The 25,659-nt window shown below is 47.8% G+C and carries 22 protein-coding genes; 21 read left to right on the forward strand and 1 reads right to left on the reverse strand.

The features are described from left to right. Positions 1-43: 43 nt before the first annotated feature. A complete protein-coding gene (locus tag A6R74_RS22855) occupies positions 44-256 on the reverse strand; it encodes a hypothetical protein (protein WP_165603414.1) in 213 nt (70 codons plus the stop codon). Between A6R74_RS22855 and A6R74_RS20745 the strand changes: the two genes are divergently transcribed. The 21 genes from A6R74_RS20745 (at position 224) to A6R74_RS20845 (ending at position 25,540) form a co-directional block, all read left to right on the forward strand. Further along, positions 224-481: a DUF4258 domain-containing protein gene (locus A6R74_RS20745; RefSeq protein ID WP_082906773.1), complete on the forward strand. Its 258-nt coding sequence runs from the start codon at positions 224-226 to the stop codon at positions 479-481. The genes A6R74_RS22855 and A6R74_RS20745 overlap by 33 nt on opposite strands. Next, positions 481-672: a DUF2283 domain-containing protein gene (locus A6R74_RS20750; RefSeq protein ID WP_064236367.1), complete on the forward strand. Its 192-nt coding sequence runs from the start codon at positions 481-483 to the stop codon at positions 670-672. The genes A6R74_RS20745 and A6R74_RS20750 overlap by 1 nt, the downstream gene beginning before the upstream one ends. A gap of 462 nt (positions 673-1,134) precedes the next feature. Next, positions 1,135-2,547 carry an MBL fold metallo-hydrolase RNA specificity domain-containing protein gene (locus A6R74_RS20755; RefSeq protein WP_064236368.1) on the forward strand — a complete coding sequence of 471 codons (1,413 nt, stop codon included), beginning with the start codon at positions 1,135-1,137 and terminating at the stop codon, positions 2,545-2,547. A gap of 141 nt (positions 2,548-2,688) precedes the next feature. Next, positions 2,689-3,636, forward strand: coding sequence for an ABC transporter ATP-binding protein (locus A6R74_RS20760; protein ID WP_064236369.1), 948 nt, complete (start codon positions 2,689-2,691; stop codon positions 3,634-3,636). Positions 3,637-3,665: 29 nt separating this feature from the next. Then, positions 3,666-4,736, forward strand: a complete 1,071-nt coding sequence (rfbB, locus tag A6R74_RS20765; protein ID WP_064236370.1) for a dTDP-glucose 4,6-dehydratase — start codon at positions 3,666-3,668, stop codon at positions 4,734-4,736. 468 nt (positions 4,737-5,204) lie between these two features. After that, positions 5,205-6,122: a dTDP-4-dehydrorhamnose reductase gene (gene rfbD / locus A6R74_RS20770; RefSeq protein WP_064236371.1), complete on the forward strand. Its 918-nt coding sequence runs from the start codon at positions 5,205-5,207 to the stop codon at positions 6,120-6,122. 105 nt (positions 6,123-6,227) lie between these two features. Next, on the forward strand, positions 6,228-7,124 hold the full coding sequence (rfbA, locus tag A6R74_RS20775; protein ID WP_064236372.1) for a glucose-1-phosphate thymidylyltransferase RfbA: 897 nt from the start codon (positions 6,228-6,230) through the stop codon (positions 7,122-7,124). A 68-nt stretch (positions 7,125-7,192) separates the two neighbouring features. After that, positions 7,193-7,741: a dTDP-4-dehydrorhamnose 3,5-epimerase gene (gene rfbC, locus A6R74_RS20780; RefSeq protein WP_064236373.1), complete on the forward strand. Its 549-nt coding sequence runs from the start codon at positions 7,193-7,195 to the stop codon at positions 7,739-7,741. 77 nt (positions 7,742-7,818) lie between these two features. Next, entirely contained in the window at positions 7,819-11,829 is a 4,011-nt protein-coding gene (locus A6R74_RS20785; RefSeq protein ID WP_064236374.1) for a glycosyltransferase, read from the forward strand. Further along, on the forward strand, positions 11,822-12,673 hold the full coding sequence (locus A6R74_RS20790; RefSeq protein ID WP_064236376.1) for a sulfotransferase: 852 nt from the start codon (positions 11,822-11,824) through the stop codon (positions 12,671-12,673). The genes A6R74_RS20785 and A6R74_RS20790 overlap by 8 nt, the downstream gene beginning before the upstream one ends. Positions 12,674-12,705: 32 nt before the next feature. Then, positions 12,706-14,019 (forward strand): hypothetical protein, encoded by a 1,314-nt coding sequence (locus tag A6R74_RS20795; RefSeq protein WP_064236377.1) that lies wholly within the window; start codon positions 12,706-12,708, stop codon positions 14,017-14,019. A 9-nt stretch (positions 14,020-14,028) separates the two neighbouring features. After that, the gene (locus A6R74_RS20800; RefSeq protein ID WP_064236379.1) at positions 14,029-14,955 is read left to right on the forward strand and encodes a sulfotransferase family protein; all 927 of its coding nucleotides are present in this window, start codon (positions 14,029-14,031) and stop codon (positions 14,953-14,955) included. Beyond that, on the forward strand, positions 14,952-15,644 hold the full coding sequence (locus A6R74_RS20805) for a WbqC family protein (RefSeq protein WP_064236381.1): 693 nt from the start codon (positions 14,952-14,954) through the stop codon (positions 15,642-15,644). Before A6R74_RS20800 ends, A6R74_RS20805 begins: the two co-directional genes overlap by 4 nt. Continuing rightward, positions 15,644-16,777, forward strand: coding sequence for a dTDP-4-amino-4,6-dideoxygalactose transaminase (gene rffA, locus A6R74_RS20810; protein ID WP_064236383.1), 1,134 nt, complete (start codon positions 15,644-15,646; stop codon positions 16,775-16,777). The genes A6R74_RS20805 and rffA overlap by 1 nt, the downstream gene beginning before the upstream one ends. A 205-nt stretch (positions 16,778-16,982) precedes the next feature. Then, on the forward strand, positions 16,983-17,927 hold the full coding sequence (locus tag A6R74_RS20815; protein ID WP_064236386.1) for a sulfotransferase family 2 domain-containing protein: 945 nt from the start codon (positions 16,983-16,985) through the stop codon (positions 17,925-17,927). 56 nt (positions 17,928-17,983) lie between these two features. Next, complete coding sequence (locus A6R74_RS20820) at positions 17,984-20,224, forward strand: glycosyltransferase family 2 protein (RefSeq protein ID WP_064236388.1); 2,241 nt, start codon at positions 17,984-17,986, stop codon at positions 20,222-20,224. Between the two features lie 78 nt (positions 20,225-20,302). Next, entirely contained in the window at positions 20,303-21,535 is a 1,233-nt protein-coding gene (locus tag A6R74_RS20825; protein WP_125410307.1) for a phosphotransferase, read from the forward strand. Between the two features lie 240 nt (positions 21,536-21,775). Further along, the gene (locus A6R74_RS20830; protein WP_064236392.1) at positions 21,776-22,837 is read left to right on the forward strand and encodes a glycosyltransferase; all 1,062 of its coding nucleotides are present in this window, start codon (positions 21,776-21,778) and stop codon (positions 22,835-22,837) included. 19 nt (positions 22,838-22,856) lie between these two features. Next, complete coding sequence (gene pgm / locus A6R74_RS20835) at positions 22,857-24,452, forward strand: phosphoglucomutase (alpha-D-glucose-1,6-bisphosphate-dependent) (protein WP_064236394.1); 1,596 nt, start codon at positions 22,857-22,859, stop codon at positions 24,450-24,452. 459 nt (positions 24,453-24,911) lie between these two features. Continuing rightward, on the forward strand, positions 24,912-25,151 hold the full coding sequence (locus A6R74_RS20840) for a hypothetical protein (protein ID WP_064236396.1): 240 nt from the start codon (positions 24,912-24,914) through the stop codon (positions 25,149-25,151). Further along, entirely contained in the window at positions 25,151-25,540 is a 390-nt protein-coding gene (locus A6R74_RS20845) for a type II toxin-antitoxin system VapC family toxin (RefSeq protein ID WP_064236398.1), read from the forward strand. The genes A6R74_RS20840 and A6R74_RS20845 overlap by 1 nt, the downstream gene beginning before the upstream one ends. Positions 25,541-25,659 lie beyond the last annotated feature (119 nt).

Consider the following 25,659-nt stretch of genomic DNA (forward strand, 5'->3'; position numbering starts at 1 on the left):
ATAGTGAATGGTGAATGGCACGAAACGATTCACCAGTTACCACTTACAATTCACGCTTTGTAGCGCGCGGTAACGAATCTCGCGAGTTCAGCGAGCGTTCGTAGACACCCGCTGGAGGCGTCGGAACGACGCCCAACGGTACAAAGCCAAACCCCGGCACCGCTTCGCGCTGATCCAGTAGGTGTCGATACAGTGATCCGAACGAAGTATGTAGTTTGAGAATATGTATAGTCATCGCTTCAAGGTAGATATTCACATAACACGCCATGCCAATGAGCGGATGGCTGCTCGAAATATCACAGAAAATGAACTGCTAGAATTGATAGAGCGGGGAACAGTAAAGTACAAAGATGCTACGCGGTTTTGGGTAGCGATACATTTTGAAAATCGCCAGGATAACCTTTTGTCTGTCGCAGCTGTCTTAGAAGACAAACTGGTAGTCAAAACCGTCATGCATCACTTTGAGTGGGAGGATAAGTAATGCGAACTACCTACGATGAAGCAGATGACATCCTAGTTCTGCATCTATCGGAAAAGCCTACCGTTAAGGAGGTTTCTCAAGATTGGAACACACATATCAGCTACGCAGAGGATGGCACGATCAACGAAATCGTCATCCTTGAAGCCTCAAAGCAAGGCGCATGGCCACTCTTAAGGAGCCAAGCCGCGTAACTCAAACCCCGGCACCGCTTCGCGCTGCTCCCGCGGGTGCGCCTGAGGCTTACCACGCGCTACTACATCACGCACGCACATAACACAGTGGAAGCAAACCCGTAGCGCGCGGTAACGAGAAAGCGAGCTCAGCGAGCTTTTGAGGCACCCGCGAGAGGCGTCGGAACGACGCCCAACGGTACAAAGCCAAACCCCGGCACCGCTTCGCGCTGCTCCCGCGGGGGCGCCTGGGGCTTACCCACGCGCTACTACATCACGCATGCACAGTACACAGTGGAAGCAAACCAGTAGCGCGCGGTAACGAAGAACGCGAGTTCAGCGAGCGTTCGTAGGCACCTGCAGCGGCAGCCCGGCACGAAAGGCGTCGGAACGACGCCCAGTGGCACCAAACCAAACTCCGGCACCGACCCGCGCTGACGCCAAACGACTCATACCTCACAATTCACAACTAACGGTTTTGCAATGCTCGAAATAATCCACCACGGCGGAGCCACTGGGGTAACTGGCAGCTGTCACCAACTGCTACTCAACCGTCACGAATCCCTACTGGTGGATTGCGGCCTTTTCCAAGGGGAAGATGCCGCAGAAGACAGCTTCGAACAGCTACAAATTGAATTCGATATCAGCACCGTAAAGGCGCTTATCATTACCCACGTCCATATCGACCACGTGGGCAGGCTGCCTTACCTGCTGGCCGCAGGCTTCACTGGGCCAATCATATGCTCGATTCCCACGGCCAAGCTGCTGCCCCTGGTGATTGAAGACGCGCTAAAAATCGGCTTCACCCGCAACGCCCAACTGATCGAACGCTTTCAAGCCCAGCTCGAAAAGCAAATCGTCAGTGTGCCCTACGGCAAATGGCATAGCATAAGCGACGTAAGCGATCACAACGGCGCAAGCGCAGGCACCACGCGGGTAAAATTAAAACGGGCAGGGCACATTCTCGGCTCCAGCTACGTAGAGGTAAGCTATCAGGATGCCAAAACCGGCGAAAAAGAGCGCATCGTCTTCTCCGGCGATTTAGGCGCCCCTTACGCACCGCTACTCCCTGCGCCAAAGTCGCCCTACGGCTGCGACCAACTGGTACTCGAAAGCACCTACGGCAACCGCCAACACCCAGACCGCCGCCAGCGCCGTGCCACGTTAAAAGCCGCCGTTGAGCAAGCACTCGCTAACGGCGGCACGGTGATGGTGCCTGCGTTCAGTATTGGTCGCACCCAAGAATTACTCTACGAACTTGAAACCATTATTCATCAAGCGCGCTCATCGCGATGGCAGTCACTGGAAATCATCGTCGATTCACCGCTAGCGGACCGCTTTACCAAGGTTTACCGCGAGCTAAAACCCTACTGGGATAAAGAAGCCCAAGGACGCCTGCGCAGTGGCCGCCACCCGCTCAACTTTGCCAATCTCTATACCGTGGATAGCCACGCAGAGCACGAACAAACCGTTGAGTACCTGGCCAAAACAGGCCGCCCAGCAATAGTTATTGCTGCCAGCGGCATGTGCGCAGGCGGGCGGATCATGAACTACCTCAAAGCCATGCTCGGCGATGAACGCCATCAAGTACTGTTCGTAGGTTACCAAGGCACTGGTACCCCAGGGCGAGATATTCAGCAATACGGCCCCCAGGGCGGCTGGGTAGCCATCGACGGTGAACGGTTTGATATAAAGGCAGGCGTGACCACCATCAGTGGTTACTCCGCCCACGCCGACCAAAAAGACCTGCTCAACTTCGTAAAACGCATGCGCCGTTGGCCCCACACCATCCATCTGGTACACGGCGAACAAACTGCCCGCGCAGCGCTCAAAAGCAAGCTAGAAGTCCTCTACCTTACTAAGGGCAAACAAGTGAACGTACTCAGCTCCTCGTAGCGCGGTGTAACGAATCTCGCGAGGAACGAGCGAATGAGGCACCCGCGAAGGCGGCGAAGCCGCCCGAAGTTGCCACCTACACCAAGCATTGCAAAGTGGCTTCTGTGAAACTGCAAAGACATCAATGGCCTCTAAATATCAATGATCGAAATACGAAACCTCTACAAACGCTATCACAACCACCACGGCAGCGACTGGGTGCTTAAAGACATCAACCTCATCATCCCCAAAGGGGTGAGCGTTGGGTTGATTGGTGCCAACGGCGCAGGTAAATCCACACTGCTGCGTTTAATCGCCGGTATGGACTCACCTGAACGTGGTGAAGTTATTCGTCACAGCCGCGTTTCCTGGCCTGTTGGTTTAGCGGGGGGCATGCAAAATAATATGACCGGGCGCCAGAACGCCAAATTTGTCGCCCGGGTGCAAGGCTCCTCTCCCCAGGAAGTACAGCGTGTTATTCAATTCGTAGAAGAGTTTGCTGAAATTGGTGAGGCATTTGATGAACCGGTGCGCACATACTCCTCGGGTATGCGCTCGCGAATATCTTTTGGACTATCACTCGCCTTCGATTTTGATATTTATATATCCGATGAAGCCACGGCAGTGGGTGACAGAGCTTTTAAAGAAAAAGCCAAAGCGTTATTCCAGTCTAAAGTGGGTGAAGCCTCACTGATTATGGTTTCCCACTCGGAAGGTATCCTAAAAGATTTATGTTCCGCAGGCCTCTACCTGAAAGAAGGCGCCGCGCATTGGTACGATAATATCAATGATGCAATTAAGGCCTACCACGACGATATAGAGAAGCATAAAACTGTTTCAACGGTGGAGGAAGCTAAGCAACCAGAACCCGCCTCGATGATTGACTCGAACTTGCCGCAAGACACAGCCGGTGCTGAAAAGCATCTTCAGCAATGCCGCGTTAAATTAAAAGAAGCGAAACGATCGCTTGATATAGCGAAGGCTGAAAAGCTGCTACCGCTCTATCAGCATCAGATAGCGAAAGATATACCTAAAAGAGAACACCAAGTCGCACATGCGATTGAGCATTTAGAGGCATTAAAACAAGCCTCCTCGCATGCGAAAGTGTAAAAAACGATGAAACGAAAGGCTTAACAGTGATGAAGCAAAAAACATTTTTAATTACCGGCGGGGCTGGGTTTATCGGTTCAGCGGTAGTCCGTGAGCTTATTCAAAACTCAGCTCACCATGTGGTAAACGTAGACAAGCTGACTTATGCAGGCAATTTAGAATCCCTGGCAAGCGTTGAAGCCAGTGAGCGCTACACCTTTGCTCAGGCCGATATTTGCGATGCAACCGCCATGCAGCAACTGTTCGAACAGCACCAGCCTGATGTAGTCATGCACTTAGCGGCGGAGAGCCACGTAGACCGCTCTATTGATGGCCCAGCAGAGTTTATCCAAACCAATGTGGTTGGCACCGCCGTACTGCTAGAAGCCACCCGTAGTTACTGGAAAAAGCTGCAGGAGCAAGATGCCCCCAAAGCTGAGGCGTTTCGTTTCCACCATATCTCCACTGATGAAGTGTATGGTGATTTAGAAGGCACGGATGATCTGTTTACTGAAGAAACATCCTACGCGCCCAGCTCGCCTTATTCGGCGAGTAAAGCCAGTTCTGATCACTTAGTGCGTGCCTGGCAGCGTACTTATGGCCTGCCCACGCTGGTGACCAACTGCTCAAACAACTATGGCCCGTACCATTTTCCGGAAAAGCTCATCCCGTTGATGATTCTCAACGCGTTAGCCGGTAAACCACTCCCGGTATACGGCGACGGGCAACAGATCCGTGACTGGCTGTATGTAGAAGACCACGCCCGCGCATTGATTAAAGTCGCCACAGAAGGGCAGGTAGGCGAGACCTACAACATCGGCGGGCACAACGAGAAGGCCAACCTCACTGTCGTTGAAACGCTGTGTGACCTTCTTCAAGATCTAGTGCCCAAAGAAGCCTCTTACCGTGATTTGATTACCTTCGTTACAGACCGCCCCGGCCATGACGTCCGCTACGCCATTGACGCCAGCAAAATAGAGCAGGAGCTAGGCTGGGTGCCAGAAGAAACCTTTGAAACCGGCCTACGCAAAACCGTGCAGTGGTACCTCGCCAACGAAACCTGGTGGAAACGCGTCCAAGACGGCAGCTACCAAGGCCAACGCCTGGGCACCAATTCGTAGCGCGTGGTAAGCGAAGCGCACCCGCGGAAGCAGCGCGCAGCGGTGCCGAGGTTTGGCTGAGGGGCCATTAGGCGTCGTTCCGCCGCCACCCGCGGGTGCCTCGTTTGCTCGTTCCTCGCAGACTCGTTACCACGCGCTACGGGTTTGCTTCCACTGTGTTCTGTGCGTGCGTGATTTAGTAGCGCGTGGTAAGCCTAAGGCGCACCCGCGGGAGCATCGCGCAGCGGTGCCGAGGTTTTGGCTCTGTGCCACTGGGCGTCGTTCCGCCGTCTTCCGCGGGTGCCTCAAAATGCTCGCTAAACTCGCTTTCTCGTTACCACGCGCTACGAAAACCTGCAAAATCAGATAATTGCACATACCGTAGCGCGTGGTAAGCGAAGCGCACCCGCAGCGGCGGCCCGGCGCGGAAGCAGCGCGAAGCGGTGCCATATGCATTAGCTTTCTGCATGTATGAAAAGGATTCCTCCAATGAATATCTTCATCACTGGATCAAGCGGCCAAGTCGGCTTTGAGCTTCAACGCCAATTTGCCCTATTCGGCAATGTATTAGCACCTACACGGCATGAACTTGATTTAACAGATGCCAACGCAGTAGAAGCCTATTTAGCCGAGCACCAGCCAGCACTTATCCTAAACGCTGCCGCCTATACGGCAGTAGACAAAGCCGAGAGCAAACCAGAGCAAGCCAAACGCCTCAATGCCGAGCTGCCAGCACAGCTGGCCGAGTATGCCGCCAAACACACCATACCGCTGGTGCACTACTCAACCGACTACGTCTACCCAGGGGACGGTGAAACGCCCTGGCAGGAAGACAGCCCCACGTCGCCGCACAGTGTATACGGCCAAACCAAGCTGGAAGGCGACCAAGCGGTTACCCAAAGCGGTTGCCAGCACCTGATTTTTCGTACCAGTTGGGTATACGCCGCACGTGGCAACAACTTTATGAAAACCATGCTGCGCCTGGGCCGCGAGCGTGAAGCCCTCAGCATCGTCAACGACCAGATAGGCGCCCCCACACCCGCACGCCTAATCGCCCAGACCACCGCACTAGCGTTCACCACTCACCACTCACCACTCACAAATCACCATTCACCACTCGCCATTCACATCCCCTCAGGCATTTACCACTTGGCACCGCGTGGTGAGACAAGCTGGCATGGGTTTGCATGTGAAATTTTTGAGCAGGCTCGCGAAGCCGGTGAAACACTGGCGATTAAGCCCCAAAGCGCAGCGGGCATTCCCACGGCTGAGTATCCGACACCCGCACAGCGGCCTCTAAACTCACGAATGAACCTGAGTAAACTTGAAGCCGCCCTTGGTGTCACATTACCAACCTGGCAATCCCAATTGGGTCTAACCCTTAAAGAATATCTCGAAAATTCTTGAGCCACGGAAGACACGGACGCCACGGAAAAAACCAAAGAGTGTGTTGTGCCCTTATCCGTGTTTTCAGTGAGTGTCCGTGGCAAACAACCTACAGAGGAGGTAACCATGAGCCAAAACACCCAGCGTAAAGGTATCATTCTTGCCGGAGGATCAGGCACCCGCTTACACCCCATTACCCGCGGTGTCTCCAAGCAGTTACTGCCTGTCTATGACAAGCCGATGATCTATTACCCGGTTTCTGTGCTAATGCTGGCCGGTATTCGCGAGATATTGATCATCTCAACGCCTGAAGACCTGCCGCAGTACAAAAGCTTGCTAGGTAACGGTGACGACTTTGGTGTTCAGTTCGAATACGCCGAACAGCCAAGCCCTGACGGCCTGGCACAAGCCTTTATCATCGGTGAAGAGTTCATTGGCAACAGTCCCGTTTGCCTGGTGCTGGGCGACAATATTTACCATGGTCAGCACTTCTCCGAGCAGTTGAAACGCGCCAGTGAGCATGCGACGGGGGCCAGCGTGTTTGGCTACCTTGTTAAAGACCCTGAACGTTTTGGCGTTGTAGAGTTTGATGAGAGCGGTAAAGCCATCTCTATCGAAGAGAAACCGAAGAAGCCTAAATCGGCCTATGCGGTAACAGGACTCTATTTTTACGACAATGACGTTGTCGAAATTGCCAAGCAGGTTAAGCCATCCGAACGTGGCGAGCTGGAAATTACCAGTGTGAATAACGCCTACCTAGAGCGCGGAGACCTGCGCGTAGAACGTTTGGGCCGTGGTTTCGCCTGGCTGGATACCGGCACCCACGACAGCCTGCTAGAAGCCAGCCAATACGTACAAACCATAGAGCATCGGCAAGGCCTGAAGATCGCCTGTCTGGAAGAGATTGCCTGGCAGCATGGCTGGATCAGCGATGAGCGCCTAAGTGAGCTAGCCAAGCCGCTAGCCAAGACTCAATACGGCCAGTACCTCCAACGCCTTTTAAAAATGAAAAGTAAAACGTGAGACGTGAAGGGATTTGATCCTCGCTTTTAATGTCTCACACCTAACTCTTCACCTTTCAAGAGCTACCTATGCACTACGAAAAACTCGCCATTCCCGATGTAGTTCTGCTCACCCCCAAAGTATTTGGCGATGAACGTGGTTTCTTTATGGAGACCTTCCGCCAAAGCGAATTTGAGCAGCAATGTGGTAACTACCAATTCGTACAGGACAACCACAGCAAGTCAACCCACGGTATTTTGCGCGGGCTGCATTATCAATATAAGCAGCCCCAGGGCAAGCTAGTACGCGTTACACAAGGCGAAGTATTTGATGTTGCTGTCGATATGCGCGTCAACTCCCCGTCCTATGGCCAATGGGTCGGTGCTCTGCTGAGTGCTGAGAACAAGCAAATGCTATGGGTGCCGCCTGGTTTTGCCCATGGATTTTATGTGGTGAGCGAAGAAGCTGAGTTTCAGTACAAATGCACCGATTACTATGCGCCAGGCGATGAAGTCTCCATCCTCTGGAGTGATGCCACACTGGCGATAGAGTGGCCCTTGGTAAATGGAAAAGCACCGCTGCTTTCAGAGAAAGACGCCGACGGAATGGCATTTGAACAGGCACCGACTTTTTCTTAATTCAGAGTGTTGTCATGTTTTTCTTTAAGTAACGTTTATCAGTACTGCTTAATATTGTGCTGACAAGGATACTCAGTATGACTAAAACCTCGTTGTCTCCTAATCAAAGTGAACAAGAGGCAGGTGCTGGAGAGGGTGGTCAAACACAAGATACTTCCTCTGTTAACGGAAAAGCGCCTAAAGGGATATTGCTAAGCGTGGAGTACTATCGCAACGCCTATCCAGATTTAGCGTCTTTAAGTGATGAAACGCTTCTTAACCACTGGTTAAATCATGGCTATTCCGAAGGCCGCTATGGAAGCGAGGCGCACAAGGCTGAGCACGTAAATGGTTTGAAACTAGATATCGACTTTTACCGTCAGCAGTACCCTGATGTCGCTGAACTTGATGATGAACACCTTCTCCGTCACTGGTATACCCAGGGCTACCTGGAAGGACGCCACGCGAATAAAGCCCATCAAGCTGAACGTGAACAAGGCTTTATACTGGATACAGCCTTTTACCGTGCGGCTTATCCAGACGTAGCAGAACTTACCGATCAAGATGCTCTCAAGCATTGGTATCTACACGGATATAAAGAGGGTCGGAGTGCCTCACAAGCACACCATGCCGAACTCCACCAAGGAATTGAGCTCGACATTGACTATTACCGCCATAACTACTCTGATATGGCTGCACTAGAAGAAAGCCAAGTGCAACGCCACTGGTATCGCCACGGCTATATAGAAGGCCGCTGCGCCTCACCAGCACACGCGGAACTAATAGCGCACGGGTTAGAACTGGATGTCGATTTCTATCGTGATACCTACGAAGACGTTGCAACGTTAAGCGACATAGGAGCTCGCCAACATTGGTTCCGCCAAGGTTTTGCCGAAGGGCGCTTTGTTTCAGAAGCGCACCGTGTGCTTTCTATTCAGGATCAGGCTGAAGATGAAGAACCTGAAAGAGTCTACGAAGTAGATCTGGATCTCTATTTGTTACTCTACCCCGATTTAGCCAGTAACGGGATTGAGACGCTTGACCAAGCAGAAGATCACTTTCAAAACCATGGTAAGCGCGAAGATCGAGTTGCTAATCTTCAGCAGTGGGCCACCAAACAGAAGATTCCCGCGAATGCGATACCTGAAGACTTTTCCCTCCAGGCTATTCAACAGCGCAGCGAAAAAAGGGGGGTCGAACTCGAATATAATGACATCCTAAAGTTGCTCTTAGGCAAAAAAGCAGCCCGTGCCATGCTGTGTGAAACGGAAGAGGATACTTATCGAGCCTACTGCCAGCTAGCTCAACACTATGTGGCAAGTGACAAACATGAAGCTGCTAGACAGCTTTTATTTTCTGCCTTGGCCTTTCAGAAAGGCGGAAAAGCCTTTCAACTGTTGGGAGACAACTACCTACGTGAAGCTCATTACAGTACAGCGTTAGCTTATTACCAGCAGGCAGTGCACTACAGCGACGCCAGCCACTGGGCCTATGCCAGCATGGCCACCTGTTTAGCCGCACTGCAACGGGATGAAGAGGCATTAGCGCTCATACACCAAGCGATTACAGCAGAGCCCAAGCTGACCCAGCAGCATGATAAGTTAGACGACATCGTTGAGAGTTATTGGAACGGTATTCAGGGCAAGTTGATGGCCTGTATTGATGCAGGAGAACGTGAGCGCCTGATCAAACTCACTAATGAATATGCCTACAAACTCTATAATGCCTATTATAGCGCCTATAGCGATGCAGATATCATCAACGATATTGAGGAAAATTCGCTAGCGCCATTGCCCGAGCTGGGCAGTATTAACCAGCAAAAAATATTGATTGTAGGCGATTTCAATGTACCCCAATGTGTGCGCTACCGAATTGACCAAAAGGTAGAGCAGTTGGAAAAAGCGGGCAAAACCGTTACTACACTTGATTGGCAAGACATAGCGCTAAAGTTCAACACCATCGCCCTACACGACATCGTTATTTTCTACCGGGTGCCAGCGCTACCCCGTGTTATTAAAGCTATTGCTCAGGTAAACGCTGCAGGAAAACAAAGTTTTTACGAAATCGATGACCTGCTGTTTGAGCCTATTTACCCGCCTGCTATCGACTCTTATGGGGGCTATGTCTCGCTGGAAACGTATCGTGGGCTGACCCACGGTATGGCGCTATTCAATAGCGCTGCCCGTTTATGTCGTTATGGTATTGCTTCTTCTGAGCCGCTGCGTGAAAAATTAGCGGCGCTGGTTCAATCTAAACAGTGTTTATTGCACCGCAATGGGCTGGATCATCTTAATCAGTTCCGGCCGCAAACAAGCCGCGATAAAGCCACCATTGATATCTTCTACGGCAGTGGCACCCAGGCTCATAATAGCGACTTTATGGAGATAGCGCTGCCAGCGTTAGAGCGGGTACTCGAAGAGCAACCCAAGGCTCGGCTCGTAATCGTAGGGTATTTGCGGTTACCCAAAGCTTTTTGTAAGCGTTTTGCCAACCAGCTAGCGCAGTTGCCCCCCGTTAAAAGCGTGCAAGGCTATTGGTCGCTATTAGAGCAGGCCGATATCAATATTGCGGTGCTTCAAAACGATGTAATCAATAGCTGTAAAAGCGAGCTTAAATGGTTTGAAGCGGCCTGTTTTGGCATTCCTTCCATTGTCAGTGGCACTGCTAATTATCGTGATGTGATCAATCATGGTGAAGATGCTTATATCGCAGATACCGAAGAAGAGTGGTATGCCGCGCTCAATGAGCTGATTGGCAGTGTCGATCAGCGCCAGCGGATCGGACAAGCCGCTATGCAGCGCGTGGAAAAAGAGTACAGCTTAAGCGCATTGGGCACTCAGCTGGTAACCCAGCTTGAAGCCTTGTTACCCAGCACTTCGCTGGTGAAAAGTGAATCCCAAAACGTACTACCCAGCGTTAAGCGTAAAAAAGTCGCGTTGGTGAACGTATTCTTCCCACCCCAAGCCGTAGGTGGAGCGACTCGTGTAGTGGCAGATAATTTCTCGGCCCTGCAAGCGCATCACAGCGATGATATTGAGCTGTGTGTATTTACGGGTGATGCTGATTGCCGTACCCCGCATGAGCTTTCCGTTTATCAGTACAAGGGTGTAAGGGTTTACAGAGCGACTACGCTGTGGCGTGTTGATATGGATTGGCACCCGAAAGATGAGGAGATGTATCGACTGTTTAGCGAATTTCTAGCGCTGGAACAGCCTGATATTATCCACTTTCACTGTGTGCAGCGGTTAACGGCTTCTGTACTTGAAGCAGCCAGAGATGCTGGTGTTCCGTATATCGTTACGGCACACGATGCTTGGTGGATCTCTGACTTCCAATTCTTGGTTGACCACAATGAAAGGGTTTACCCCGAAGGGCATCCAGACCCTTTTGCGCCGATTGCGCTGCCGCCCACTATATCGTTGGCGGATTCAGTCGCTCGGCGCAGAGACCTAAAAGACTTGCTCCACCATGCAAAACAAGTGCTAACCGTCTCGAATGCGTTTGCCGAAATTTACCGCAAAAACGGCGTGCCCCAAATAGAAGTGACCCCCAACGGTATTTCGGATGATATGCCCTGGTCACCCAAAGACACCTCCTACACCCCCAACGTGGTTTGTGGCCATGTGGGCGGAATGGCCACCCACAAAGGGTACTACTTGCTTAAGCAGGCAGTTATGGAGGCTCAACCCGAAAATCTCGAATTCATCGTGGTTGATCACTCCAAAGAGGAAGGCTACTGTGTAAAGCGGAACTGGGGCAGGGTGCCGATCACCTTTATTGGCAGAGTCAGCCAAGATCAGGTAGTGGAGCTGTACCGCAAAATGGATGTGCTATTCGCACCCTCCCTATGGCCTGAGAGCTTTGGCCTAGTCACTCGAGAAGCAGCAGCCTGTGGTTGCTGGGTGGTGGCAAGTAACTTAGGTGGAATAGGTGAGGATGTGGTTGAAGGCGAGAGCGGCTATGTTATTACTCCTGATATTAATGCAATACTCACGGTGCTGAGTAATATTGATTTAAATAAATCACGATACAAAGAGCCAGTAAATCAGATAGTGAGTGTCATGGCGCTGGAACAAACTAATGAATTAATGAGTAAATATAATGATTGAGAATCTTTTTTTAAGTGTTGGTGCAATGAAAGCTGGTACAACGTGGCTTTACGAGCAGTTGAAGGATCATCCTGATATTTATTTTACACCAGAAAAGGAAATCCACTATTTTGCTAATGCTGTAGGTATTGAAAAGCAGCTCAATCATCGTAATAGATTATTAAAGCTTAAGGCTATTATGGAAAGGTGCGGAAAAGGAAATCCAAAGTTTATATCAGAGAATATTGATGAAATTGCTTGGTATGCAAACTATGCACATCCCAGTGAAATTAGTAATCAATGGTATGAAAGCCTTTTTTCACAAAATGAATACAAAAAAATATGTGCCGATTTTTCCAATCTCTACTGCCAAATGGGAAGTGATGGATGGGAGAATGTTCATAAAGTAGCTGAAAACGTTAAGGTGATTTATACATTGCGTGATCCTTTGAGTCGTCTCTGGTCTCATTATAAATTCCATATGCTATGGGTTGATAGAGAAGACGAAGCATTGGAGGCAGGATTTGAAAACTTTAAAGAACTGTTAGATAAATCTTGGTTCTGGGTCAATGCAGAATACGCAAAGAATTTTCAACTTTTAAAACAAAATCTTGATGATGATCAACTCATGATTCTGTATTTTGAGGATTTCAGAGAGAGACCTGAAGAAAAGCTCTTAGAAGTTCAGGAGTATCTGGGAGTCTCAAAATTTATGCCAACAAAGGACGGTTTAAATAAGAAAGTCAATAAAACCAAGTCATTTGAATTGCCTGAAGAATGGGAAAGCTATATGAAGGAAAAGATTGAACCACTATGTGTTGAAATGAAAGAATTAGACTTATGGCACCCTAGTTGGAATAGGTGATAGCTGTTACTTATTTTTGAAAAGAGCGAATTATGAGTGATTCTTTGAATTTAAATGTCGATCAACTTTTTTTTCTTGCATTAGATTTCAAAAAAAATAATTTGCTCGGTGCAAAAAAGATTATGCAACAGGCACTTTATTTGAGTGATGATAAAGATGGGCCTGTCAAAAATAATCTTAAAAAAATACAAAATGAATTGATTGCAAAAATAAATGCTAATAGAATTAGCTTTAAAGAAGATGGGAACGAGATTTTTTTATTTGCTCCGCACTTATTACCTACTGAAATATCAAGCCATAAGTTTCTTTACTTAGCATGGGTTCAGAGACTGCATCGTATATTTCCGAATAAAAAAATTAGATTTTTTATAACTCATGAAGGCGGGCATTCTAACCCAGAATTTAATAAAAACTTTTTTGATGAACACTTAACTGAATTAGAGCGTAACAAATTTAGTATCCAGGCCTTTCCTAGATATTTGACTGACCTTATAGATTATTCCTACTGGGTATCTCATGCTATAGATAAAAAGCCGTATTTCAGCTTGTTTTTTGAAACAGTTGAAACAGTTAAAAATAACCATGTGATAAAGTTTGTAAGAGAAGAAGGGCCTGTAATGTCTGTACATTGTAGCCCAAAGTTGCCGATAAATGATTTGGTCGATATAACATTTGTTGGACAAGAGGCAAGAACGCATGAGAATAATAATGCAAAGTTTTTACCAGTTATAATTGACGAAAAAAGAGATTTTAATTTTAATTTCATAATTCCTTCTAAAAATAAAAAACGAAAAATTGTTGTTACTGCTTTTACAAATAAAAGAATAATAAAAAATTTAAAGAAGAATGAAATTCTGATTGATAAGATAATAAATTTTTTACAAAAAAATGAAGTTGAATGGCATTTTATAGGACATGAAACAAAAGAAGATTACTTTGAGCTTGATCGCAGGTTTTTAACCTTAGAAGAAAAGCTGCTTTTTTTACCTATTACAAATCAACTGTCTGAGCACTTCAGTCAGTCGGATGTATATGCATATCTTCCAGGTTTTCACGGAGGTGATTCAGGTACTAGGATGGCAGTTGAACAAAAAATTCCTTGTTTGGCCATGAAAGACGAAGCTGGTGGTTATATAAAATATGCTACACATCAGCATGCCTGCGATAGTATTGATGAATATTTTGAAAAATTAGAAATTTTGTTAGAAGACAAAAATTATTCTAATAAAGTTATTTCAGATCAATCTCATTATCTACTAAGCCTTAAGTCAAATGAAAACGAAGTTTTTTTTGAACGCTTCTTAGAAGATGCATGCCTTAATTTTAAAAAAAGAAAATACTTATAGGTAGATTATATGAAATTATTTATTACGGGAATGATGCGTTCTGGGACAACCCTTCTTCAAAAAGTTTTAGATTGCCATCCAGATCTATCGGTAAGCTATCAATTGTATACTGATAATTTTGTCGAAGTGGTTAAAAGATTTCATGCTGAAAAAAACATTCAAGCATATCATGTTTTTAATAACTACTCAGATCCTATAGGTTACTCTTTTTCTGAGCTGCAAAAATGGTTAGATAGTAATATAAAAGTAGAAGATCTTTTGCCAGCTGATGTTTCAGGCGATAAAGAAGTTCTAGTTGAAGAGTTTGTTCCTTTTTTATTGTCTCATGGCATTAAGTGTATTAATGTTGTCAGGGATCCTCGAGATATGATTGCATCTATGTCATTCGGTAATGGGGAAGTTTATACAGGTAGTGAGAGACCTGTGCTATTTGATTTGCGGAACTGGAGAAAAAGTGTACATATAGGTTATGAGTGTTTAAGTGATGTAAATTTTAAGCAAGTAAAATTTGAAGATTTAATCTATAATCCTCAAAGAGTATTGAAAGAAATCTTTGTCTTTTTGGGCCTGGATGAAAGTTTTTTTAATATTTTTTATAAAGGTTTGAATGAAAATACAACTTGGAAAGGTAATTCTTCTTTCGGCGATAAAAAGCTATTCGATCAATCAGTAATTGGTAATTTTAGTTTAGTATTGCCGAGTGATGTTATTAGCTATATTGAAGCCGTGTGTTGGCAAGAAATGGATTATGCCGATTATTCATTTACATTGGAAAGCAAAGATAGAGAGGGAGTTGTTCGAAACTATTTTGATTCATTTGATATTAAGAGAGATGAGTTTGATAAGATGTATTCGTCATCTAAGGCCAATGTTGAATATGAAATTGAACGATTGAGCAAATCCTTTGGCCAGATTAACAAGGAGATTTTGAGTTGAATAAAAAAGTGGCAATATTGCAGTCTAATTACATACCTTGGAAAGGGTATTTTGATTTAATTAATATGGTTGATGATTTTGTTATATACGACAGTGTACAGTATACAAAAAATGATTGGAGAAATCGTAATAAAATCAAAACAAGTGGAGGTCTTACTTGGTTAACAGTTCCGGTTAAACATAAAACATTAGACCAAAGTATTTTTGATACTTTAGTGGCTGATTCAATGTGGCAAAAAAAGCACTGGAAAACTATTTCACAAAACTACTCGAAAGCACCTTATTTTAAAGAGTACAAGGATTTATTTGAAGATTTTTATTTAAATAACAAAAAAACAAATTTAAGTTGTATTAATTTTGAACTAATTAATATTGTTTCTAGTATTCTTTCCATTGAAACTAAATTTCACTTGTCTTCAGATTTTCATCTTGAAGGGAATCAAACCGAGACGCTGCTCAATATATGTCAGCAAATAGGATGTGACACCTATTTAAGTGGCCCGGCAGCTAAAAACTATTTCGATGGAAAATTGGCCCAAGAAAAAGGTATAAGTATAGAGTGGATGGACTACTCAGGTTACCCAGAATATAGTCAGTTATATCCACCCTTCGAACATGGTGTTTCTATATTAGACCTTATCTTTAACGAAGGTCCAAATGCTCGTGATTTTATGAAGAGTATTAACTAATGCATATCGGATTTAATCGACCACCATTGGTAGGTAATGAGCAAAAGTATCTTTCTGAAGCTATGCAGGGCAATAAACTATCTGGAGATGCTTTTTTTGGAAAAAAATGTCAGGAGTGGTTTGAAAATGACCTTACTTGTAAAAAAGCACTGTTAACCCCTTCTTGTACTGCTGCTTTAGAGATGGCAGCTATGCTAATTGACATTCAGCCGGGTGACGAAGTAATTATGCCCAGCTACACTTTTGTTAGTACTGCTAATGCATTTGTTCTTCGTGGTGCGAAGGTGGCATTTGTAGATGTTCGGCCAGATACTATGAATATGGATGAGAAGCTAGTTGAGGCTGCTATAAATGAACGGACTAAAGCTATAGTTCCCGTTCACTATGCTGGTATAGCTTGCAACATGGTTGCGATAAATGCGATTGCTTTGAAATATGGCCTTTTCGTTATTGAAGATGCTGCACAAGGCATGATGAGTACCTATGATGGCAAACCTTTAGGTACTTTAGGACATTTAGCAGCATACTCCTTTCATGAAACTAAAAATTATACTAGCGGTGGTGAGGGTGGATTGCTGATAATTAACGATAAGCGTTTCATTGAAAAGGCGGAGATCATACGTGAAAAAGGGACTAATAGAAGCCTGTTTTTCCGCGGAATGGTCGATAAGTATAGTTGGGTTGATGTAGGTAGTAGTTATTTGCCTTCAGAACTTCAAGCTGCTTTTTTATATGCTCAGCTTGAAAAAGTAGAGGTGATTAATAAAGCAAGAATTTCTCTATGGGATAATTATCACTCATCTTTCAGTAAATTACAAAAAAATAGTTACGTTGAGCTTCCTTTTGTACCTGAGGATTGCACACATAATGCTCATATGTATTATCTGAAACTTCGTGATATAGACCAGCGCTCGCAATTTATTGAGCATTTGAAGAAAGAGGATATTACAGCTGTGTTTCATTATATTCCTTTGCACACTTCACCCGCTGGTCAACAACATGGTTATTTTCATGGAGCAGATAATTATACGACTACTGAGAGTGAACGCTTAGTCCGACTTCCGATTTATTATGGTATGACTGAAAAGGAGCAAAAAAAAGTTATAGATGTTGTTGAAAGTTTCTTTTTCTGATTTTTTTGAGTTTATTCACCGCTGAGTTTTATAAAATAATTATTAAGACATAGAATCAGATGCGAGTTCTTATAATATTTATGACTCAGAATGAATTTTTTAAAAAGTATGCTGTCTATTTAACTGCTTTGTATCAATATAGAGTAATTTCTATCCCTTTGTCTGCTTAAGCTTGACTGGCAATTTGATAATTCAAGGTGAGTGAATGTCCCCACTGTATTTTGTTCATATTCCCAAAACGGCTGGCACCAGCTTTCGTAAAGCTTGTGAAACCTTTTTTGGTTTACGGCATGTTGTGTATGACTATGCGGATGATTCCGATGAAACATCACCGTTCATCCTGGATATTATGTATGGTGACGGTGACCGACTCGATTTTTTAAAACATTTCGAAAGTCGTGATGCGAAGTTTTTGAGTGGTCATGTGCATGCAGATAAGTATCTGCATCTATTTGGTTCGGCCAATACCATCGTTTTTCTGCGTGACCCTGTGCAGCGCACGGTTTCAGAATACCAGCACTTTGTACGTCATAATAAATATGAGGGTGATCTGAGATCTTTTTATACGCAGCCGCGCTATATCAATCGCCAGTCGCGTTTGTTGCAGGGCGCACCTTTAGAGGCGCTCGGTTTTGTCGGTCTTACTGAGGATTATCATAATAGCCTGGAGCAAATTAATGGTTGCTACGGTGTTGATATCCAGCCAGTGGAGCTTAATCGGGGCCGAACGAAAAAGCAGGATGCCTATAAGCTGAGCGATGAAGTGGTTAAGGAGATTGAAGATCTTAATGAGACAGACCTCCTTTTGTATGAAAATGCTAAAGATCTCTTAAATGCTCGCACCGAGTTGTTTAAAAAAGGGCTTTCTTATGTTCATAGTGAGATTCAAGGTGTAAATCAAAATACTGTACGTGGCTGGGCGTGGTATACCACTGATGAAAGTCCCGTCGATATTAATGTACTGGTTAATGGAAAAGTGGATGGCCAGGTACTGGCGAAAGACCTGCGCCCAGGTTTGCTGCGGCTTTCGCCACCGCGTAAGGGCTACGTTGGCTTTCATTATAAGTTTTCTGAGCAGCTTACGATTGGCGACGTGGTAGAGTGTGTGGTGGCCGCAACAGGCCAATCCCTTGGGCAGCGCACGGTTTAATTGTTTTCCTTCTTTACATTTAACGTTATTAATATAGATACGAGGCATAGGCTCTTGTGAATTTGTTTGTACAAAAACCTAAATATGAGCCGGTCAGTGGCCTTCAACGGATGGAAGGCGAGAATGCACAGTTTGAGTGGTTATCCCTCAATGAGGACCCGCAATTCGTCGTTCCCCGTGGTCGGGTCTTGCCGGGCTGGCAAATGCTTGAGGCGGATATTACCCACAACCAACCCAGCGCAGCGATCAAGTTATACTTTGATTTAGGCAACGGTTTTGAGGAGGAGTCGAGTGTTTACTTGCCCTTAAAACTTGGCCGTATCACAAAGCGTTTGTTTTGGATGCCCTGGGGCGTTAAGGCAATACGCTTTGACCCACTTGAGTCCGAAGGGCTTTTCACTATTCGTCACCTGCGGTTTGTATGGTTGACCCCTTGGTTTGCTCATGACCGTTTGGCGCAACGCTTGGCACGCATGCACCACCGCTGGCGGGGGCGGGAGAAAAAAGAGGTGGTTCCCTCGTTAAAGCAGCTTGCGCAAGAGCAGGGTGTGCATTGGCGTACCCTTGCCATGGCAGAATATAACGCGACCTTTGAACGCATGACCACTGGAAAGAGTTACCCAGAGTGGTTGAGCAACCAGGTGCTGCCCAGTAGGGAAGAGGTTCAGCAATTTTTAGCACAGGCGGAATACAAACCGCTTATTTCGGTTGTTGTGCCTGTTTATAACCCAACGCCCGAGCTATTAAGTGCTTGTATTGACTCAGTCCTGGCGCAGTCCTACCCCCATTGGCAGCTATGCCTGGCAGATGATGCCTCTACCGACCCTCGGGTGCATAAAATTTTAAACAGCTATGCCGCGTCAGACCCTCGCATTGAAGTGGTGATTCGCGAGCGCAACGGGCATATTTGTGCAGCCAGTAACAGTGCGCTGGAAATAGCTGAGGGTGAGTTTACCGCGCTGCTCGATCATGACGACACCCTTAATGAAGATGCCTTGTATCAAGTGATCGTCGCGTTGCAGGACACACCCAATGCGGCGCTGTTATATAGCGATGAAGATAAGCTTAACGAACGCGGCGAGCGATTCGACCCGCACTTCAAGCCTGCCTGGAACCCTGACCTGTTGCTGGGGCAAAATTATATTTCCCACTTGGGTGTGTATCGTACCGAGCTGGTGCGCCAGGTAGGGGGCTTTCGTGAGGGGTATGAGGGTAGCCAGGATCACGACTTGGTGCTCCGGGTAACGGCAGAAATCTCCGCCGACCGTATTGTTCATATTCCCAAGGTGCTTTATCACTGGCGCGCTACGGAAGGCTCCACGGCCATGAACAGCACCCAAAAGGACTATACCGCTGAGGCGGGACTTAAGGCAGTGGCTAGCCACGTAGATAAGCATCACCGCGGTGCGGTAGCTGAGCATGGCCATTACCCCAACACGTATCGCGTATGCTGGCCCATTCCTGCCACGGCACCGTTGGTTAGCTTATTGATTCCTACCCGGGATCGGGTAGAAATTTTAAAGCCTTGCGTCGATGCGATTTTAGACCGTACGGATTACCAAAATTTTGAACTGCTGATTTTGGATAATGGCAGCACGTGCTCTGAAACCCTGGCGTATATGGAGGCCGTGGCTAAACGCGACGAGAGAGTGCGTGTATTGCCCTGGTCAGAGCCGTTCAATTACTCCGCTATTAACAATTTTGGTGCCCAGCATGCTAAAGGCGACATTATTGGCTTAGTGAATAACGATATTGAGCCGATCAACTCTGAGTGGTTGGGTGAGATGGTTAGCCAAGTTTGCCGCCCTGACATTGGCTGCGTGGGGGCTAAGTTGTATTACCCTAACGATACCATTCAACACGCGGGGGTTATTCTGGGTATCGGCGGGGTGGCGGGTCATGCGCACAAATACTTTACCCGTAACGCGAGTGGCTATTTCACCCGCTTGCATTTGGTTCAGAATATGTCGGCGGTTACCGCTGCCTGCTTGTTGGTGCGTAAGTCTGTCTTTGAGCAGGTGAAGGGGCTGAATGAAAACGAGCTGACCGTTGCCTTTAACGATGTCGACTTTTGTTTGAAAGTGCGTGAAGCGGGGTACCGTAACCTGTGGACGCCCTATGCTGAGCTTTATCACCATGAGTCTATCTCTCGTGGTGCAGATGATAACTCGAAGAAGCGTTCACGTGCCTCCAAAGAGGTGACGTATATGCGTGCTACGTGGGGCAAGCGGTTAGATTGCGATCCTGCTTATAATCCCAACCTTACCCTTGTACATGAAGATTTCTCATTGCGATAAATGCTTGATATCCTGATAAAAAATCTGCAGGCGCCCACGTGCAGGTATAGAGATAGATACAGGTACTGATCAGAAACGGTGCTACGCCAAAGAACAATCTTCACCGGATATCCAAGTAATACGTTTATGCTGAAAGTAAAAAAAAGGTCGGCTACATTAGGTTTTATAGATCAGGTGAGTGAGGATACGATTAGTGGTTGGAGCCTGGCGCCGTACGTGATTGTTTTGGTTAATGGCCGAGCCCGCTGTCAATTGTCTTGTGAACGCCAACGAGCGGATGTGAAAAGGGCAGGGCACTCTTTGAGCGGCAACGTCGGGTTTCGTGGGCAGTTGGCGCTGCAGCATGGAGATATCGTCCGGATTGTAACGCCCCAAGGAGTGCCATTGCGGAATAGCCCTTGGCTCTACAGGAATCCTAGGCAAAGCGATTGGTTACCTATTGCCATCTCTCATCACCATGCTGAGTATGACGCGATAGCTAGGCTCCCTGATCAGTTGTCAGTAGAAAAATTTAAACCATTATTCGGGCAGTCTGCTGAGCGGCAAATGGCTGGCGCTGTACTTAACGTTGCTAACCAGGCCCCCGTCATGGCGCGTTTTGATGTGGAGCCGAAGGCGCATGAAAACGTAAAGCAACTTTATGACAACGTCATAATGCCTAGTCGCATAGCTGCCCCGCCTTTATTGGAAGCGATTTCTCAAGACAGGCACGTGATACAGATATTTGCTTTTCAGCCAGGTATTACGCTGGATAAAGTGGGTAACGGTTGGGAGGCGTGGGTGCCGCTAGTAATGGCGCAACTTCTTACCCTTCAGCAAGCGGGCGAAGCTAGGCGTAGCGCTTTAAGGCGCCGTTCAAGTCGTTTTAGAAGCTTATTGCATCGATTATTCCCATCGGTGTTCGTTCAGGCTTTGCGAGAAGGGGGTGGCAAGCTTGAATTAACGTTTTTTATCTTCTTGATGCGTGTTACTGCGCGGTTGCCACGGGTACTGTCGCATGGGGATCTACATCGTAATAACGTACTCATTGATACTCAGCGGGAGCAGGTAGCGCTTGTTGATTGGGATCGATGGGCGTATTTGCCGTTAGGATTCGATGCGGCGCTTTTGTTGCGTGGGTTGCCCTGGGTTGCAGTAGAGACGTTGGCTGAAAAAAGAGTTGACCATCAGTTGGGTACCTTGGTGTTCACCTATCTGTTCCAGTGTTTGGACGTTGCTCACTTTATGCGTTCGGAAGCAGCAACCTTGCTGCGCGCCCGTATTTACACGTTATATGAGCAGTTCAAACTGCGCCCTGATACAAGCCAATAATCCTGCCACTGCACGCAGCGGTGCCGGGTTTGGTTCAGTGCCACTGGGCGTCGTTCCGCCGCCTCCCGCGGGTGCCTCATACGCTCGTACCTCGCGAGATTCGTTACCACGCGCTACGGCATGTGCATTTACTTGATTTAGATGGTTTTCGTAGCGCGTGGTAAGCCTACGGCGCACCCGCGAAGCGTTGCTGATAATTTTTTGAGCAAGAAGCAGAGTCATCGTTAAAAGGGATTTATCGTGAGTGGTTCGGTTGGTTGGGTTGTTCTTAGCGATGGCGCGCGGCCTACCGAGGATATTTATTTCCTGGCCTCTGCGGCGCCCGAGTTACGCCTGCGGGGAATCACGGTTGAACGGGTAGCCGTTTCTCGCTCCTTTGGGGCTAGCAGGTTACATGGCCGCGCTCTTCTTAAACGGTATGCAGGCGCCAACCTGTTGCTTTGCCGTTCGCTGCCGCTGGGTTGGCTGCGCTGGTTGGAACGCCACCGAAACGACTTTGGCTATATCGCTTATTTAATTGATGATGATATTACGGCGGCAGCCAATGACCCCGTTTTACCCGCCGCCTACCGTAAACGAATGGCGCGCATTGCAAAATACCAGCCTAGGCTGCTGGCACTGGCTGATGAGGTGGTGGTTTCTAGCGAGCAACTGGCGCGCTGTTTTTTTAGCGAACATGCTAATGTTCAAGTGCTCACGCCGCCCCTTATTGTTCCTCTGCCTTCACTTCAGCACTTCTCGCTGCCGCCATCTTCCGCCGTCAATTGGAAAATCGGCTTTTATGGCACGCGGGCGCATTTAACAGACCTCATGCATATTGCACCTGCCATCCAGCAAATGCAGTCTCAGCGTATGGATACCCAGGTGGAGATTATGCTGGGGCCACACACGCCAGAAAGCCTCATTACACTTCCACGCTTAAACGTGCCTTCCCCTTTACCTTGGGAGTCGTTTAAGGTTTATCAGCGAGAGCACCACTGCCATATAGGCTTAGCCCCGCTGTTAGATACCCCATTCAATCGTGGCAAATCATTTATAAAGTTTTGGGATATTACCGCCATGGGTGGGGTGGGCATTTATTCTAATCGCTACCCTTATACTGAGGTGGTACATCACGGAGAAAACGGTTTGCTTGTCAATGATACGCCCATTGAATGGCGAAGCGCGTTAGAGCACTTATTAGAAAACCCCGAAGCCACTGCGCGGATGGCTAAACAAGCCGCTGCCGATGCAAAAAGACTAGGTGGTGTAGAAGTCGCCGCGCAGTTCTGGCTACAACGCAGCAATGCTGTGTCGCAGTAACATGAGCAGGGAGAGAATCATGGAGTCTATTGTTAACGCTTTTTATCAAGAAAAGCCAAATGCCACTGTTGTCGGCGAGCGGGTTTCGTTTGGCACGTCTGGCCATCGCGGCAGGGCGACTGAGCGTACATTCAATGCATCTCATATCTTCGCTATCACGCAGGCTGTTGTCGATTACCGCCTTGAAGCGGGCTACAAAGGCCCGCTGTTTTTAGGCTTTGATACCCATGCGCTTTCGCGCCCGGCCTGGGAGTGTGCACTGCAGGTGTTGGCTGCCAACAAGGTGCCGGTCTTTGTCGAGAAAGATCATGGTTTCACCGCGACGCCGCTGATCAGCCACGCGATCTTGCAGCATAATCTTCCTCAAGGTCAGGCCGCGCCTGGTACGGCGCTGGCTGATGGGTTGATCATTACCCCTTCGCATAACCCACCCGAAGATGGCGGAATTAAGTACAACCCTTACCACGGCGGCCCTGCGGATACTGATGCTACCGGTTGGATCGAGTTGCGCGCCAATGCTTACCTACTGCGACAGTTAGAAGACGTGCCCCTTGTTTCGGTTGAAGAGGCGATCGCACATGCGCAAGAGTACGATTACACGGCGCATTATGTGTCTCAGCTCGGCAGCGTGGTTGATATTGCCGCTATTCAGAAGGCGAACCTGAGGCTAGGTGCTGACCCCATGGGTGGCACTGCGCTGCCGGTATGGCAGGCAGTTGCATCGCACTACCATCTTAACCTTGATGTGGTGAATACTGCTGTTGATGCTGAGTTTGCGTTTATGCCGCCAGATCACGACGGCAAAATCCGCATGGATTGCTCAAGCTCTGCGGCGATGGCCAATCTGCTCACTATTAAAGATCGTTTCGATATCGCCTTTGGTAACGATCCGGATGCCGACCGCCACGGTATTGTTGATGCCAGCGGGCTGATGAATCCGAATCATTTTTTAGCGGTGTGCATCGACTACCTGATGACCCACCGCCCAGAGTGGGCGGCTGAGCTGAAGGTGGGTAAAACGTTAGTGTCGTCTTCCATGATTGACCGTGTCGTGGCCTCACATCAGCGTGAGCTCTACGAAGTGCCGGTGGGCTTTAAGTGGTTTGTGGATGGCCTACATGAAGGTTGGTTGGCCTTTGGTGGTGAAGAGAGCGCTGGCGCCAGTTTGTTGACCCGCGACGGTAAGGCGTGGTCTACCGATAAAGATGGCATTGTGCTGTGTTTGCTGGCGGCTGAAATTATGGCGGTAACCGGCAAAACGCCTAGTGAATATTACCGCACGCTCACTGAGCGATTCGGCGAGCCTTTCTATAAGCGTGTTGATACCGCCTGTTCACCTGAAGAGAAGGCGGCATTTAAAAACCTGAGTGCTGAGAGCGTCATCGAGAAAACCCTGGCAGGTGATGCGATCACTGCTGTGCTGGTTGCGGCTCCTGGAAACGGTGCCGCTATCGGAGGCATCAAGGTCACTACCGATAGTGGTTGGTTTGCTGCCCGGCCAAGCGGCACTGAATCGCTTTATAAGGTGTATGCCGAGAGTTTCAAAGGCGAACAGCATCTGGATGAACTGATTGAGAACGCTAAAGCATTATTGGCAGGTGTGTTGAAGGAGTAGAAGCCGGTGGTGGTGTCCGGGTTCTTTACCATGGCCATGTGCATAACGCGCACTCGGCCATGGAATCCCCACCTTCCCGTGTATGCGAGATTGAGTAGCGCGTGGTAAGCCTACGGCGCACCCGCGGAAGCATCGCGAAGCGGTGCCGGGGTTTAGTTCGTGTGGGCAGTGTTGGTTGGTTGTCCTCGGGCGTCGTTCCGCCGCCTCCCGCGGGTGCCTCATACGCTCGTGCCTCGCGAGATTCGTTACCACGCGCTACGGGTACGTGCACTCACTCGATTTCGGTGGCGTGATGACGTGCACACTCCCTTGGCATCCCCTCCTGCATGTGCAAGCGTGATTTAGTAGCGCGTGGTAAACCTACGGCGCACCCGCGGAAGCAGCGCGAAGCGGTGCCAGTGTGTTTGGTAAACGTGCTATTCTGAATTGATAAAAGCTGTTATGAGTTGGAGGTGTGAGATGTACGCAGTGGAGTTCGAAACAGATATTGAGAATGAGTTTATTCGTCTCCCTCAGTTTGAAAAGTTGAAAAATCGCCATGTTAAAGTGATTGTTTTAACAGAAGATTCTCCCCGTGAAATACCAATGTCGGAAGCTCAGGTAGTCACGCCCCGTCGCCGACCTGCGAAGGTACCGCCTATCCGTTTTAATGATGATCCATTCGATACCGTACCGGATTCCAGTTGGGATTTTTCTTGATGCAGGTTCTGGATACTCATGTTTGGTTGTGGTGGATGTCAGGCGATAAGCGGTTGAAGCCTATATGGCGCGAAGCTATTGAAAATGATGCTTGCGTGGGAGTAAGCGCAATTAGTCTGTTTGAAGTGGCTTGGTTGGTAGAGCACCAGCGTATTGATCTGGGGTGTGCTCTAGAGTGGTGGTTCGAACAGGCGTTGGATGCTTCCAACATAACACTATTACCGATTACCCCTGCGATTGCAGAGCGGGCCGCTAAGCTGCCCGAGCATCATAGTGATCCTCAAGACCGTATTATTATTGCAACGGCTTTGGCGCACCAGGCAAAAATCTTGTCAGCGGATTCGAAATTCAAGTTGTATCAGGAATTAAACTCGCTTCTGGTGCGTTGAGTGCATTATTGTTTGTGTTTTTGCAGCTCAGTTTCAGCGCGAAGCGTTGCTACGAGTCGATGGGCATCGTCCCGCCGCCACCGCGGGTACGTGCACTCACTCGATTTCGGTGGTGTGAT

Source organism: Halomonas sp. ALS9, from assembly GCF_001651035.1.
Taxonomy (GTDB): domain Bacteria; phylum Pseudomonadota; class Gammaproteobacteria; order Pseudomonadales; family Halomonadaceae; genus Vreelandella.

Coding starts and splice junctions, on each gene's coding strand:
- A6R74_RS20745 (WP_082906773.1), top strand. CDS start 224: ATGTATAGTCATCGCTTCAAGGTAGATATTCACATAACACGCCATGCC.
- A6R74_RS20750 (WP_064236367.1), top strand. CDS start 481: ATGCGAACTACCTACGATGAAGCAGATGACATCCTAGTTCTGCATCTA.
- A6R74_RS20755 (WP_064236368.1), top strand. CDS start 1,135: ATGCTCGAAATAATCCACCACGGCGGAGCCACTGGGGTAACTGGCAGC.
- A6R74_RS20760 (WP_064236369.1), top strand. CDS start 2,689: ATGATCGAAATACGAAACCTCTACAAACGCTATCACAACCACCACGGC.
- rfbB (WP_064236370.1), top strand. CDS start 3,666: ATGAAGCAAAAAACATTTTTAATTACCGGCGGGGCTGGGTTTATCGGT.
- rfbD (WP_064236371.1), top strand. CDS start 5,205: ATGAATATCTTCATCACTGGATCAAGCGGCCAAGTCGGCTTTGAGCTT.
- rfbA (WP_064236372.1), top strand. CDS start 6,228: ATGAGCCAAAACACCCAGCGTAAAGGTATCATTCTTGCCGGAGGATCA.
- rfbC (WP_064236373.1), top strand. CDS start 7,193: ATGCACTACGAAAAACTCGCCATTCCCGATGTAGTTCTGCTCACCCCC.
- A6R74_RS20785 (WP_064236374.1), top strand. CDS start 7,819: ATGACTAAAACCTCGTTGTCTCCTAATCAAAGTGAACAAGAGGCAGGT.
- A6R74_RS20790 (WP_064236376.1), top strand. CDS start 11,822: ATGATTGAGAATCTTTTTTTAAGTGTTGGTGCAATGAAAGCTGGTACA.
- A6R74_RS20795 (WP_064236377.1), top strand. CDS start 12,706: ATGAGTGATTCTTTGAATTTAAATGTCGATCAACTTTTTTTTCTTGCA.
- A6R74_RS20800 (WP_064236379.1), top strand. CDS start 14,029: ATGAAATTATTTATTACGGGAATGATGCGTTCTGGGACAACCCTTCTT.
- rffA (WP_064236383.1), top strand. CDS start 15,644: ATGCATATCGGATTTAATCGACCACCATTGGTAGGTAATGAGCAAAAG.
- A6R74_RS20815 (WP_064236386.1), top strand. CDS start 16,983: ATGTCCCCACTGTATTTTGTTCATATTCCCAAAACGGCTGGCACCAGC.
- pgm (WP_064236394.1), top strand. CDS start 22,857: ATGGAGTCTATTGTTAACGCTTTTTATCAAGAAAAGCCAAATGCCACT.
- A6R74_RS20840 (WP_064236396.1), top strand. CDS start 24,912: ATGTACGCAGTGGAGTTCGAAACAGATATTGAGAATGAGTTTATTCGT.
- A6R74_RS20845 (WP_064236398.1), top strand. CDS start 25,151: ATGCAGGTTCTGGATACTCATGTTTGGTTGTGGTGGATGTCAGGCGAT.